The organism is Serratia sp. G204Y (genome assembly GCF_051172435.1).
In the GTDB taxonomy this organism is placed as follows: Bacteria; Pseudomonadota; Gammaproteobacteria; order Enterobacterales; family Enterobacteriaceae; genus Serratia; species Serratia sarumanii.
Genome location: NZ_JBPIZA010000002.1, coordinates 536,410 through 551,342 on the forward strand (window position 1 = coordinate 536,410; position 14,933 = coordinate 551,342).

Annotated in this window: 7 protein-coding genes; 1 reads left to right on the forward strand and 6 read right to left on the reverse strand. The window is 64.2% G+C overall.

What is annotated here, in order from left to right; translation table 11 throughout:
- Positions 1–135 precede the first annotated feature (135 nt).
- From ACSBQQ_RS16975 to fes, 3 genes are read right to left on the reverse strand one after another with little or no spacing between them, the layout of a single operon-like run.
- On the reverse strand, positions 136–4,080 hold the full coding sequence (locus tag ACSBQQ_RS16975; RefSeq protein WP_060388208.1) for an enterobactin synthase subunit F: 3,945 nt from the start codon (positions 4,078–4,080) through the stop codon (positions 136–138).
- A 32-nt stretch (positions 4,081–4,112) separates the two neighbouring features.
- Entirely contained in the window at positions 4,113–4,319 is a 207-nt protein-coding gene (locus ACSBQQ_RS16980; RefSeq protein ID WP_033636748.1) for an MbtH family protein, read from the reverse strand.
- Positions 4,294–5,667 carry an enterochelin esterase gene (fes, locus tag ACSBQQ_RS16985; protein ID WP_072264937.1) on the reverse strand — a complete coding sequence of 458 codons (1,374 nt, stop codon included), beginning with the start codon at positions 5,665–5,667 and terminating at the stop codon, positions 4,294–4,296. The genes ACSBQQ_RS16980 and fes overlap by 26 nt, the downstream gene beginning before the upstream one ends.
- A gap of 284 nt (positions 5,668–5,951) precedes the next feature.
- On the opposite strand from fes, the gene ACSBQQ_RS16990 reads away from it, so the two are divergent.
- A complete protein-coding gene (locus ACSBQQ_RS16990; protein ID WP_033636747.1) occupies positions 5,952–8,234 on the forward strand; it encodes a TonB-dependent siderophore receptor in 2,283 nt (760 codons plus the stop codon).
- Positions 8,235–8,292: 58 nt separating this feature from the next.
- On the opposite strand, the gene ACSBQQ_RS16995 is transcribed toward ACSBQQ_RS16990, so the two are convergent.
- The 3 genes from ACSBQQ_RS16995 to ACSBQQ_RS17005 form a co-directional block, all read right to left on the reverse strand.
- Complete coding sequence (locus ACSBQQ_RS16995) at positions 8,293–9,525, reverse strand: YncE family protein (RefSeq protein WP_033636746.1); 1,233 nt, start codon at positions 9,523–9,525, stop codon at positions 8,293–8,295.
- A gap of 47 nt (positions 9,526–9,572) precedes the next feature.
- Entirely contained in the window at positions 9,573–12,482 is a 2,910-nt protein-coding gene (locus ACSBQQ_RS17000) for a condensation domain-containing protein (protein WP_060428811.1), read from the reverse strand.
- Positions 12,483–12,560: 78 nt separating this feature from the next.
- Positions 12,561–14,654 (reverse strand): TonB-dependent receptor, encoded by a 2,094-nt coding sequence (locus tag ACSBQQ_RS17005; protein ID WP_033636744.1) that lies wholly within the window; start codon positions 14,652–14,654, stop codon positions 12,561–12,563.
- Positions 14,655–14,933 lie beyond the last annotated feature (279 nt).

Genomic DNA, 14,933 nt, shown 5'->3' on the forward strand with positions numbered 1-14,933 from the left:
GGGGCGCTATGCTAGCACAGATGGCGAAATCAATAATGATAATAAAACTCATTGATATTCAACCGTGAGCAACCGCAAGAAACGCCGCCACACGCGGGGTCATCCCCGTGCCTGGCGGCGAGATGACGGACGCGATTACAGCGTGCGCAAGATCCGGTTCAGCAGCGGCCCCAGCACTTTGAACGACGCCGGCGAAACGATATCGACATGCGCACAGTCCAGCTCGTGCGCCTGCAGCGCATCGACGTACTGCGACCAGGTTTGCTGCACGTCCATCCCTTCCTGCAGCGTGCGTTTGGCGACGAACAGCGTCGCCTGGCCGTGGAAACGAGCAGTACGCGTGTGCGACAACAACCGCACCGAGTCAGCGTAGTTGGCTTCGATGTTGTCGAACATCGCGGTGCGCGTCTCGCCCAGCGCCGGATCGAGCGTATCCTGCGACACCGCCAGGAACTGCTCGCGCTCGCGCTGCACCTCCTTCAACACGTTGTCGTCCAGCATCACGTCCCAGTTTTGGGTCTCCGGCGGATAGGTATCCAGCAGGCCGAGGAACGCCACCTGCTCGCCGCGCGCCTGCAGCCGGGCGGCGATGCCCTGCGCCAGCGTGCCGCCCAGCGAGTAGCCGATGAAGTGGTACGGCCCGTGCGGCTGTACCTGCAACACCGTCTGCAGGTGGGCATCCACCACCTGATCCATATCTTCGCTCAGCGCCAGCGGGCCGTCCGGCCGCGGCGACTGGATACCGACCAGCGACCAGTGCTGATCGAGATAGCGCGGCAATACGCTGAACTGCCACGAGAAACCGGACGCCGGGTGCAGACAGAACAGCGTCGGCCCCTCGGTGACGCGCAGCGGCAATACGCTGTCGAATCCGCTGCGATCGGCCTCTTCCTGCGTGCGATCTTCCTCCAGCAAGGCCGCCAACTGCTCAACACGCGACGCCACCATCACCTGGCCGACGGACACCGCCTTGCCCAGATCGCGGCGCAGCTCTGCCGCCAGACGCATCGCCAGCAGCGAATGGCCGCCGAGCGCGAAGAAATCGTCGTCGGCGAACACCTGCTCGCGCTGCAGCAAGCGGGCAAATACCGCCGCGATCTCGCTTTCCAGCCCGGCCTGCGGCGGCCGTCCTGCCTTGCGTTCACCGCCCTGCGGCTGCGGCAAGGCCTTGCGATCCAGCTTGCCGTTGGCGCTCAGCGGCAAATCGCTCATTTCCACCAGCGCCACCGGCACCATGTGCGGCGGCAGCCGGTCGGCCAGCGCCGCGCGCAGGGCTTCCGCATCCCAGCTCGCGCCAGGCTGCATCACCAGATAGCCCACCAACTGGCGCGCATCGCCGCCGGCGTCCACCGGCGTGCCCTGCAACACCAGCGCGTGCGTCACCGCCTGGCGCACGCCCGGCAGCGACAGCAAGGCGTGGTCGATTTCGCTCAGCTCTATCCGCTGCCCGCGGATCTTCAGCTGATCGTCGCTGCGGCCCAAATATTCCACCGCGCCGTCCGGCAGCCAGCGCGCCACGTCACCGGTGCGGTACATGCGCCCGCCCTCGCCGAACGGATCGGCGACAAAGCGGCTGGCGGTCAGATCCGGCCGGCCAAGGTAGCCGTGCGCCAGCTGCACGCCGGTCAGATACAGATCGCCCGCCACGCCCGGCGGCACCGGCCGCAGGCGCGCGTCAAGAATGCGCAGCCCGGTGTTCCATACCGGCAGGCCGATCGGCACGTTGGCGCCGGTCACCTTCGCCAGCGCGTCGCCGTAGGCCGGATGCCAGGTCACGTCCACCGCCGCTTCGGTCGGGCCGTAGAGGTTGTGCAGCGGCACCGCCGTGCGGCTTTGCCACAGGCGGCACAGCTCCGCCGGCAGCGCTTCGCCGCTGCAGAACACCTGGCGCAGCGCGGCGCAGCTCGCCACCGCCGCGTCGTCGTCCAGGGCGGCAACGAAAGCCGCCAGCATCGACGGCACGAAGTGCAGCGTGGTAATGCGGTGCTGCGCGATCAGCTGTTGCAGCTGCTGCGGATCGCGGTGCGCCTCCGGCGGCGCCATCACCAGCCGGGCGCCGACCATCAGCGGCCAGAAGAATTCCCATACCGAGACGTCGAAACTGCACGGCGTTTTCTGCAGCACCGCGTCGTCCGCCCCCAGCGGATACTGGTGCTGCATCCACAGCAAGCGGTTGACGATCGCCTGATGGCCGACCAGCACGCCTTTCGGGCGCCCGGTGGAGCCGGAGGTAAAGATGATATAGGCCGCATGGTTCGGCGTCGGGCCCGCGATCGCCACCCCGGCGGCGTGGTCGGCCGGCAGCGGCGCGTCATACAGCAAAATTTCGCCCTTGTCGGCGAACCGCGCCTGCTGCGCCGGGTTGGTGATGACCAGCCGGGGCGCGGCGTCTTCCAGCATCATCGCCAGCCGCTCGTCCGGATAACCGGTGTCCAACGGCAGATAGGCGGCGCCCGCTTCCACGATCGCCATCAACGCCAGCGACAGGAACACCGAACGCGGCAGCGCCACCGCCACGATGTCGCCCGGCCGCACGCCCTGCGCAACCAGCTCACGCGCCAGCGCCATGACCTGCTCGCGCGTTTCGCGGTAGGTGAAATTGAAATGCGCATCCGCCAGCGCCGGCGCGTCCGGCGTGGTTTGCGCCTGCTGCGCCAGCGACTGGCTCAGCGTGGTCGCCGGCACCGGGTGCGCCGTGTCGTTGACCCGCGCCAGCAGCGCGTGATCGTCGGCGGTCAGCATATCGGCTTCGCCGATCGGCAACGTTGCCTGCGCGGCGAACTGCGCCAGCAGCAGCGGCAACCGCTGCAGATGCGCCTGCAGTTCCTGGCGACCATAACGCTCGGCGTTGGCCAGCAGCTCCACCTTCAACTGATGGTGTTCGTCGATAAACAGCGCAATCTCCAGATCGCGCACCGGCCCGGAGGCCAGATCGTGAGTGATGCCTTCGATACCGGCGAAATCCAGCTGGTAATCGAACATTTTGAAGTTGAAGACCGTGCCGTACAGCGGTTCGCCGTCGCCGATGCGCCCCAGATCGCGCTGCACCTGTTCGGCGTCGTAGCGCTGATGGCGGCGCACCGTTTTCAGCTCGCGGCTGATGCGGGCGGCGGCCTCATACAGCGTGGCCTGCGGCTCGAGATGCATCTCCATCGGCAGCACGTTGATCACCGGCCCGGCGGCGCACAGGGCGGCCGATCCGGTACGGCGCATGAAGATAAAACCGGCGCTGAAACTCGGTTGGCCGCTCAGGCGCGATACCCACAGCGCCACCAGCGCCACCGCCATATCGGCGGCGTTCAGCTTCTGCTGCGCGCCGCACTGCACCAGTTCGGCGAAAGCCTGCGGATCGCAGCGCTGTTCCAGCCGGTGGATGCGCGGCGTGGGGGTTTGCCCGGCCAGCGGCTGCGGGCAGAGCGTGGCCGGCGGCGGCAGCTGCCGCGCTTTTTCGAGCCAGAAATCGGCGTCGCGCTGCCAGGCCGGCGCCTCCCGGTAAGCCTGGTATTCCGCCACCACGTCGCTGAACGCCGTGAAAGGCGTCGGTTCCAGCGCGTCGCCGCGGCAAATATGGGTGTAAATCGCCGCCACGCGGCGAGCGATGGCGGTGAAGCTGAAACCGTCCACCAGCAGATGGTGATAGCGCTGATACCAGAACCAGCGGTTATCCGCCAGGCGCATCACCACATGGCGATACAGCGGTGCGCCGCTGCCGGCGCGCAGATCGCTCGCCAGATCGATGTCCATCAGCGCGCGCGCGGCGGCTTCGGGATCCGGCGACGTCGTCAGATCGACAAGTTCCGGCTCGTGCACCGCCAGCGCGTCATCCAGCCATTGCACCGGCACGCCGTCGCGTTCCGCAAAACGCAGGCGCAGCATGTCCACCTCGCCCAGGCCCTGGATGATGGCCTGCAGCAGAGGCTCTACGGCAATGGGGCCGTTGAGTTCGATGGCGTGGGCCACCGCGTAGGCATTGCGATGCGGGGAGATTTGATCGGCGACCCAGATGCCGGGTTGCGCCGCGACCAGCGGCCATTCGCCCGCAAGCGCCGGGCCGCTGAGAGAGTTAGGGGTGTGTGACACTGCTTATTGCTCCCGTGATTACCTGGCGCCGGTCACGCCTTGCTTGCTGCGACCGGCAGAATGTCTTGCCAATGCTGTTCCAGCCACTCGGTGCACGCGGTGCGCGCCGCCGGGCCGAAGACGATCGTCCAATCGGACGGAATGGCGCGGAAATCCGGCCACAAACTGTATTGTTGTTGTACGTTGCGCAGCACCAGGCTGCGCTGCTGTTGATCATCGAACGGATTCAGGCTTTCCATCATGTGTTCCTCGTGCCGTCGCCGATGCCGGATAAGCGGTGGCGAAAGCGGAGGCCCAGACCGCCTGCAGCCCGTCGGTCAGGCCGCTGCGCCAGCACAACGCGTCGTGCCCGCCTTCCACCACCCGGTAGTGCACCCGATGGCCGGCGTCGCTCAGGCGAGCCGCCATTTCGCCGCTGACCCGATGCACCAGCTTTTCCTGCGAACCGGCTTCCATAAATACCTTCAGCGCACCGTGGTTGCCCAGGCCATGCCGTTCCACCTGCTGCATCAGCCAGCAGGCGTCGTCGGGGATGCTCGGCAGCTGCAGCATGTCGCGCCGCGGCCACCAGTAGGAACCGGACTGGGTAATTACCGCGCCGAAGCACTGCGGCCAGCGCAGCCCGGCATACAGGGAAGCCAGGCCGCCAAAGCTTTGCCCCGCCACCACCGTATCGGCCGGTTTGTCGCTGTGCGGCGCCCAGTCGGCCAGCTGCGGCATCAGTTCTTCCTGCACCGCCAGCCAGAAATCGTCCTTGCAGGTTAATTCTCGCGCCCGGTGCGGCAGATCGATGATGTCGATCAACACATACACCGCTTCCGGCAACGCTCCCTCGCGGGTCAGCTGCATCAGCGGCTCCCAGACCGGCATCTGCTTCGCCCAGAACTGACCGTCAAGCAGGATAGCCAACGGACGCTCGGCCGGCTTGCTGTCGCCGGTGGTGTAGATCCAGACGTCGCGGCTGTTGCCCAGGCGCTCGCTCTGCCAGGTATGGCGCTGCAAACGCGCCGGCAGCGGCGGCGTGCAGCGCCCGCTGGCGATCTCGTACTCGTCGAACGAACGCCATACCGGCTGCGGCGGCGCATCCGGCATGTGCAGGCCGGAGACGCTGTGGCCGCTGGCGCTTTGCCAGGAGCGATACGGGTTGAGCAGATCGGGGGTGGCGCTGGCGAACACCTGGTGCCACCAGTGGCGCAGGTTGTGCATATTAGCGTGCGCATCGTCGCCACTGAACGCCGGCGGCCGCTCGTCAAAGCAGGGAATAAAGCAGTAGCTGCCGCGCCAGGCGCCGCTCAGCTCGGTCTGCCAGTACCACACGTCGGTGCCGGCCAGACGCTGCAGGCTTTGCGGCGGATTCGGCTGGTGATGGTCGGTCAGGCAGTTGATGTTGATCCACACGCGGCGGTAGGCGGAGGTCAATTCGCATCCCTGAGGATCGCGCCAGAAAAAGGTGGTTCGCCAGCGGCCGTTACCCGCCGGTTCTACCCATGGCGTACCGCGCCGTGCCACCGTCAACCACCATCCTGGACTGCCCGCATTGCTGCTGGCCAATAATCTGCTGCTTTCTGACTGTAGTTCTGTATTCACAACGCCTACCCATTTTGTAGTTGGCGGCACCGGGAACGTCGACTTTTCCCTATCGCCGGCCACCGCCCGAACGCACTGTACGCCAAATACTATTGATAATAATTTGCATTTGCAATAGTGTGTAAGGCTTGGAGATCGTGCTGGTATTGCGCGCAACGGACAGGGATCGGGGATACATCAATGGCATCCCTTGCCGCAGCCGATTTTCTATTTCCGACTACACAAAAACTACAACCGCCCTTCCCCCCGTTCGGCGAGGGATGGCAGCAAGGTAGGACACTCAGATGAAAAGCAAGCTATCACGTTATTCTTTAGCCACTCTTATCGGCTTGGGATTGGGCGCGTCCGCGTTCGCCAACGCCGCGCAGCAGACCGACACCCCCACCACGGAAGAAAACAGCGGCGCAGCGGATAAAAAACCGCGCGGCGAAGACACCATCGTCGTGACCGCCGCCCGGCAGAACCTGCAGGCGCCGGGGGTGTCCACCATCACCGCCGATGAGATCAAGAAACGCCCGCCGGCGCGCGACATCAGCGAACTGATCCGCACCATGCCCGGGGTTAACCTGACCGGCAACTCCACGAGCGGCCAGCGCGGCAACAACCGCCAGATCGATATCCGCGGCATGGGCCCGGAAAACACCCTGATTCTGATCGACGGCAAACCGGCCTCCAGCCGCAACTCGGTGCGCCAGGGCTGGCGCGGCGAGCGCGACTCGCGCGGCGATACCGCCTGGGTGCCGCCGGAAATGATCGAGCGCATCGAAGTGCTGCGCGGCCCTGCAGCGGCGCGCTACGGCAACGGCGCCGCGGGCGGCGTGGTCAACATCATCACCAAGAAGGCCGGCGATGCGCTGCACGGCTCGCTGAACGGCTACTTCAACGTGCCGCAGCACAAGCAGGAGGGCGCCACCAAGCGCACCGACTTCAGCCTGTCCGGCCCGCTGAGCGATTCCCTGAGCTTCCGTCTGTTCGGCGGCTACAGCAAAACGCAGGCCGACGCCTGGGACATTAACGAATCGCATAAGTCCGAACGCGTCGGCGCCTACGCCAACAGCGTCCCGGCCGGGCGTGAAGGGGTGGTCGATAAAAATATCGACGCCTTGCTGCACTGGGACTTCGCCCATCTGCAGTCGCTGGAGTTCGAGTACGCTTACGGCCGCCAGGGCAACCTGTACGCCGGCGATACCCAGAACACCAACACCAACGCCCTGGTGCAGAGCAACTACGGCGAAGAGACCAACCGCATCTACCGTGAAACCTTCGGCCTGACCCACCGCGGCGCCTGGGACAACGGCGTGAGCACCAACAACTACGTGCAGTTTGAGCGCACCCGCAACACCCGCCTGAACGAAGGGCTGGCCGGCGGCACCGAAGGCATCTTCGACACCAAAAACACCGGCTTCGGCACCACCAAGCTGGACGACTTCCTGGCGCACAGCGAAGTCAGCGTGCCGTTTGAACTGGGCGTTGCCCAGACCGCCACGCTGGGTACCGAGTGGACCCAGCAGCGGATGAAAGACGGCACCTCCACCAGCCAAACGCTGATGGGCGGCACCATTCCCGGCATGACTACCGGTACGCGCAGCCCTTATGCTTCCGCGCATATCTTCTCGCTGTTCGCCGAAGACAACATTGAACTGACCGACACCACCATGCTGACGCCGGGCCTGCGCTACGATCTGCATTCGGAATCCGGCAATAACTGGAGCCCGGCGCTGAACCTGTCGCAGGAACTGGGCGACTACTTCACGCTGAAGATGGGCATCGCGCGTTCCTACAAAGCGCCGACGCTGTTCCAGACCAACGGCAACTATCTGCTGTACAGCAAAGGCCAGGGATGTGCCGGCAGCGATACCAAAAACGGCTGCTACCTGCTGGGCAACGACGATCTGAAGGCGGAGACCAGCGTCAACAAAGAGATCGGGCTGGAATTCCATAACGAAGGCTGGCTGGCCGGCGTGACCTACTTCCGCAACGATTACCACAACAAGATTGAGGCGGGTAACTCTCGCATCGCCACCAGCAGCACCGGCACGGCGGTCTATCAGTGGGAAAACGTGCCGAAAGCGGTGGTGCAAGGGCTGGAAGGCTCGCTGAACGTGCCGGTCAGCGAGACCGTCACCTGGAGCAACAACGCCACCTACATGATCGAGAACAAGAACAAGACCACCGGCGATTACCTGTCGGTGATCCCGAAGTTCACCGTCAACTCGACCCTCAGCTGGCAGGCCACGCAGGATCTGTCGATGCAGTCCACCCTGACCTGGTACGGCCGTCAGAAGCCGAAGAAGTACAATTACCAGGGTAAACCGGCCACCGGCGGCGAAACCCGCGAGGTCAGCCCTTATGCCGTCGTCGGCGCCAGCGCGACCTATGACCTGACCAAAAACGTCAGCCTCACCGCCGGCATCGATAACCTGTTCGACAAACGCCAGTTCCGCGCCGGCAACGCGCAGAACGTGGGCGATCCGAACACCGGCGCGATCAACATCGCCGGTGCAGGCGCGGCCACCTACAACGAACCGGGCCGCACCTACTACATGAGCATCAACACCCACTTCTGATGACATGACCCAATGACAAAGGGGCGCCGCGGCGCCCCTTTTTTATATTTATATTCAGTTAGTTGGTGTGCAGCTGAATACGCACCACGCTTTCCGGCTTGCCGGCCTTGGTGGAAGCGCCGTCGTTTTTCACCGTCACGAACAGCGCGTCGCCTTTCGGATCCAACGCCAGACTGTTAGGGTGCGGCGGCAGATCTACGGTTTGCAGACGCTTAAGCGTCTTGGCGTCGAACACCGTCAGCGTCCCGGCGCCGTGATCCACGCGCACGCCTTTGCGGTTGGCGACGTACAGCCGCTGGCTGCGCTCGTCGAGCAGCAGGCCGATCGGCACCTCATCCGTCAGCTCGCTGGCCAGTACCTTGCCGCTGTCCGCATCCAGCGCGAATACCCGGTGGCCGCTGCTGCGCTTCACGTAGTCGTGCCCCAGATGATGATTGCGGTAGTTATCGCGATCGATACCCTGATCGACACCCAGCAGACGATTGCTCGCCGGATCATACACCAGATTCAGCAGCTGATCGGCCTGCACTTCGTGGGTGGCGGTGATCGCCAGCGTGTCGGCGTTCAGGGTGATCACCTGCCCCTGCATGTTGGAGACGAATACCCGGCGGCCCTTCTCATCCAATGTGATACCCACCGCGTTGTAGCCGAAGCCCGGGATCACTTTCTCCAGCTTGCCGGCCTTGGTATCGACCACGTACAGCACGCTGTCGACGCCGAAGCCCAGCCCCGGCAGGAACAAGCGGCCGCTTTGCGCGTCATACTTGATCTCGCGAATGCGGTACAGGTAGTCCTCGGTGATTTTGAACTTCTTCAACTCCGCCAGCAGGAAGTCCAGGCGCTTGCCGCTGATGCCCGCCTGCTTGTAGGCCTGCTCCAGCACCGCTTTGTCCAGCAGCTTGATGCTGCCCAGCGCGTGGTTGGTGGTGGTGTCCACCACCCCGACTTCGCCGTTGAAGCCCTGAGTCAGGTACAGGCGATTGCCCGCATCGTTCAGCGCCACGCCGAAGCCTTTCACCTGCAGCGGGATCTCCGCCTTGATCGCCAGGGTGTTGGGATCCAGCCGCAGTACGCGGGAGCGCGCCTCTTCCTTCCAGTCCGGCGCGCTGACGAACAGCGCCTGTTGCGAGGTGCTGTAGGCCATCTCCACCACCGCCGACGACAGCGCCTCGCGCTTGATGTCCTGCGGTTTGATGCCGGCATCGTCGGCCTGCGCAGCGCCGGCGACCACCAGAGAGGCCGCCACCAGCAGCGAAAGTAACGCGCGCGGGGTTGCTAGGGTTCCAGACATCCTTTTATCTCCTTGAAAATCATGCTTTCGGTTAGAGTGAAACAACGTCATGCCTGCGGCCCGGGCGGCAGCGCCGCCAGAGCGATATCGCCAGCGATGTGCTGCGCAAACTGGGTAAAGACGTGCTGAACGCCGTCGGCGATTAGATTGGCCTGCTCCCGGCTGTAGTGATCCTGGCGGTAGGTCATCATCACCCGCAGGGATTTCTTCCCGGCCAGATCGTCTTCCATCACCTCAAACTGCAGGCCGAGCAGCGACTCGGCTTTTTCCGGCTCCACCTGGCGGTAGGCGATCGCGCTGCCGTCCTGCAGCCGGAACTCGCCGTTCAGCTTGATGCGGCTGTGGATCTGGATGAACACTTCGAACATGTGGTTCTTGCGGTCGGCGTCCACACCGAACAGCCCTTCCTCCACCAGATCGATCGGAATATCGGTGTACGGCAGCGAGCCGTTGATGGTGTTTTTCACCTGGCTGACCAACCCGGCCACCGTCAGCCCCTCGTCGAAGCGCACGCGGTGCACCACCACGGTGGTGAAGTAGCCGACGGTATCGAAGAACTCGGCGTCGTTACGGCCGGAGGTCGAGGTGCCCACCAACAGATCCGCCGGGCCGCCAAGCAGGCGCAGCGCCGAGGTAATCCCGGCATACACCACGTTGAACAGCGAAGCGTTGTTGCGGCGGGCGAGCTGATACAGGCCTTCCGCCACGGCGGGATCGACCTCGAACTCCAGCCAGCCGCCGTTGACGTCTGCCGGTGCCGGCACCGCCGGGTGGGTGGATGGCTCTTGCCGGAAGATCGGTTGGCCGACCGGCGCGCCGCGCAGCGCATCGAGCCAGTAGTCCAGATGTTGCTGCTGCACCCCGGAGGCCCGCTGCTGCCGGGCGAAGGCGTGGAACTGCGGCGGCTGCCCGCTCCACTGCGGCGCCTGGCCGACGACGCGATGGCGGTAGGCGACGCCCAATTCATCCATCATCAGGTTGAGCGACCATTCATCCAGCACCACATGGTGGAACAGCAGCGACAGCAGTTGTTGACCGTTGTCCGCATCGCGCAGCAGCGTGACGCGCAGCGGCAGCTCGGCGGCCAGATCGAACCGGTGCTGGCCGGCGTCGGCCAACAGGGCGGCGGCGTTGCCCGCCGGCGTCTCGTGGGAGAAGCGGAACCACTGGTACTCCGGCAGCTCGGCGGCCGGCACCACCACCTGCACCACCGCGCCCTGCTGCTCGACGAAGCGTGAACGCAGCACGGTATGGCGAGTCATGACGTCGATAAACGCCTGACGCAGCGCCGTTTCATCCACCGCATCGAAGAAGCGCAGAGAGAACGGCAGGTTGAAAATCTCGTCATGGCCGAAGGCTTCATACACCTTCCACAGCGATTCCTGCGCCAGCGACAGCGGTGCCTGCGCCCGATCATGATCGTCGGCGGTGGCCACCGCGGCATTCGGCTGCGCAACGTTCAGGCGTTTGGCATATCCCGCCAACCCGCGCGCCGTCGGATGGCTGAACAGGTCGTTAATGTTGATTTCGATCTGATGCAGGCTCAGCAAACGGCCGATCACCCGGGTGGCCACCAGCGAATGGCCGCCGCGATCGAAGAAGTCTTCATCCAGGGTCATTTCCGGCGCCACCAGCGCCTCACGGAACTCCTGCAAAATCAGCGGTGCAACGCTTTCGTCCGCGTCGCCGTTCGCCGCCGGCGCGGCCATCGCCGGGGAAACGGACTCAGCCGCCGGCAATGCGACGGCAATCCGCTGCCCGGCCAGGAAGGCGCTGAACTGCTCCAGCAGGAAAGGCGCCGCGTGCGGAGAGAGGCGCGGATCGGTGACCAGCTCGAGCGTCAGCGCTTCTGCCTCCGGCAACCCCAGCAGCAGCGCCAGCTCAAACGGCGTATGCAGCGGCGGCAGCAACAGGCGTTCGGCGTGAACGCCTTCCAGCCGCCACTCTGCGGCCAGATCGTCGCGCCAGGCCACCAGCAGCTGCGCCCGTTGCGGGTCCGGCTGTTCAGCCACGGTTTGCGCCAGCAGCCGCTGCCCGGCGTCGCCCTCGCCATGCTGTACGGTCAGGCGCATCAGCGGCGCCGCCGTCAGGCCCAGCTCCAGGCCGACGCACTCCGCCGTATCCGCCGCCGGCACGCACAGCTGCACCGCTTGGCCGCCGGCCTGCGCGGCGACGAACTCGGCAAACCGCGCCGCCACCGCCGCCAGCAGCGCCCGCGGCGTGTCGTTGGCGGGCAACAGCGAGCGCGCAATGCGCGTGACCACGCGCGCGCCCACCGGCGGTAAGGCTTCAGCGCGCTGCGCCGGGCTGCGATAATCTTGCAGTGAGACCGCCTGGCGCACCCACGGCAGCTGCGGCTCCGGAGTTTCCGCCAGCTCGACCGGCTCCGCCGCGAAAGGCAGAGGCATCGCGTCCCCGTTATAACGGGCGGACAGCATCGCCGGCAGATGACGCCACGGCAGCGTTTCCGCCAGGATGTCATGCAAGACCACGCCCAAAATCACGTTATCGCCCGGCGTGAGCAACACCAGGCAGCGCAGCGGCGCTTCGCTTTCCAGTACAAACGGCGTTGCCTGCGCTTGCAGCAGGCGACAAATGGCCTGTTGTTCGTCCGCCACCTGACGAAGGCTCAACGGCAACGGCGCCGAGCCGGCGGGGCGTTTCACCAGGCCGTTTTCGTCATCAAAAACGTAGCGCACGTCCACGCGCGGCGTTTCCCGCACCAGCGCCTGCAGCGCCGCCGTCAATTGGGCGATATCCACATCCCCCGTCAAACGCCAGGCCAACGCCCGCTGCCCGCGTGCGTCACCCTGCTGCAGATGGGCAAACCATGCCCGCTCTTCGGCTTCGCTTACCGGCCGCTCGCCGCTCGCCGACGCCGCGCCCAGCGCCTGAAACGCGCTCTCCAGCCGCTGGGCCTCTTCATCGCTCAGAATGCTGTCAAAATCACCGATCACTGCGTTATCTCCTCTGCCCGGCCGTGCCGGGATAGCGCATAAAACGGGGGACATTCGTCCCCCGTCATCGCGATAGCGTTAGAAATTCAGCTCAACCGCCGCGCCGACCAGGCGGCCTCGCTGCAGGGTCGCCGTGTAGATGTCATTACTTCTGACCATCTCGCGGCGGTCGGAATCAAACAGGTTTTTCGCATACAGCGTGGCGCGGCCGTAGTCGAAGGTGTAAGCCAGCTGGGCGTTGGCCGTCCAATAGGAGCCGATACGCCCGCGCGAATCGTTGTCATACGCCGAGTAATAGGAGTCCGAGAACGCCACGTTGCTGCTCAGCTCCCACCCTTTCAGGAACTGATATTTGGCGCCCATATTGGCGGTGTAAGCCGGTGCGCGCGCCAGCTCATGCCCTTCCACGCCGCTGCCCGAGAATTTCTTGATGTCGGTTTTCAGCAGGCCGAGGTTGCCGAACAGCTCAAAGTCCCAACGCGGCTGCCAGGTGGCGCCGATTTCCGCGCCGTAGGTTTCCACCTTGTCGGCGTTGCGGATCACGCTGGAGTTCTCACCCAACGAGTACGGCAGCTGCATGTCTTTGTAATCGTTGTAGAAGATGTTACCCGTCAGCACCACGTTGGCGTCTTTCAGGTGATGGCGGGTGTACAGCTCATAGTTCCACACATACTCGGAACCGTAGGTATAGCTGACCACCGGCGTGCCGATCGTGATGCCGCCGCCGCCGGCGTTATAGCCGCGCGCGATCTTGGCGCCGTAGGTTTGGGTATCCGTCGGTTTCCAGGCCACGTCCAGCTTCGGCAGGAACACGGTGTAGGTTTCATCGAAGTCGATACGCACCGCCTGACTGCCGCCGTCGCGGCGGCGGTGTTCGCGTTCCAGACGGCTGGCGGCGGTCACGTCCACCTGCGGCGTCAGCGCATAGGTCAGCTCAGCGAACGCCGAATGGGTATCGGTTTTATCCTTGAAGGTCGATCCGCCGAAGATGTTGACGAACTCATCCTGCGTACCGTGGAAATAACGCAGCCCCGCCAGCCCGTGCAGGCGGCTGTCCGCGCCGCCGAAGCGCACCACCGGCTCTACGTGAACTTCCTGGCCGTCAATCTCGGCGTATTGGATGTTGTAAGCGGTAGGACGGTTGATGTTGAAATCGGTATAGATAACGCGGTTTTCCAACGTCAGCGCATCGGAGGCCTCCCAGGCCAGATCCCAGATGGTGCTGTTCATGTTGCTTTTGAACACGGCGCGGCGCGGATCGTGGCGCGGATTGGTTGGGTGCGGCTGCGGGTTGAGGCTTTCGTTCTGTGGTGCGGTGCTGCCGAAATGGTTAAAGGTCAGTTTGGTAGTCAGGTCGCGCAAGCCGGCCGGATTGAACAACAGCTTGGCGCGGGCGGTGGTGGCTTCCACTTCTCGCGGATCGCCCACCGGCGCATAGGCCGGCAGATCGGCCTCGCTGCGGCGGCGCTGGCGATCGACGCTGACGCGGAACGCCAGCTGATCTTCCACCAGCGGGCCGGACGCCATGGCGGCCAGTTGCGAAGAGTGTTGGTTGCCGGCGCCGCCCTTGAAGGCGCTTTCCCACTCGAAGGTCGGATCTTTACTGGCCATGACGATGGCGCCGGCGATGGCGTTGCGCCCCTGAATGTAGCTTTGCGGGCCGAGGAACACTTCGACGCGATCCAGATCCCACAGCGACTGCGGGCCGAACGCCTGTTCGTTATAGGTCAGCGAACGGCCGTCCAACGACAGGTTGAGGCGCGGGCGGGTGCCGCTGAGGAAGGCGTTGGCGCCGACGTTCGGACCGGAACCGTCGATACCGCGCACGGTCGGAAGTTCGTTGCCGATGCCCAGATCCACCACGTTGGGGGTCATGCGCAGCAGATCGGGGATCTGCACTGCGTCGGGCATCGATGCAATGCGGTTGCTGTCGAACACCTGCACGCTGGAACTGGTGTCGAAAATAGAACGTTTGACCTTCTCACCGGTAACCAGCAGCGTTTCCGCGTCCTGGTAGGTTTCGTTGCTCTTCGTTTCCGCCGCGTTGACGTTACCGATCGCCAGTGAACAAACCCCTAAAAATACGGAGGAAAACGCCCCAATGGCTTTCATCCCCGCTTTTTCCCCGTTTCCTACGCTTTCATGCCGTTGAGCCGCAAAATGCTTGCCCATAGATGTCTTCTCCTTTCATCCCAGAGGTGCACAAAATTTGATTTTTTTTACACAACCTACATCGACACTCACACAGACCATGACGCTGCGGCCTTCCCGGCCTTGCTGTTGCTTATCCCTGCGGCAAACCCATGTTTTTCGCGGCCAAACGAGCGCGGCCCCGTCCACGGCCAAGCCGCCGGCGAAGCGGCCGGCAGCTTGTATAAAAACGTAAAAGAGTGTTAAGAATGATAATGTTTTGCATTTTCTAATGCAAATCATTATCAACAAAGATGAGGG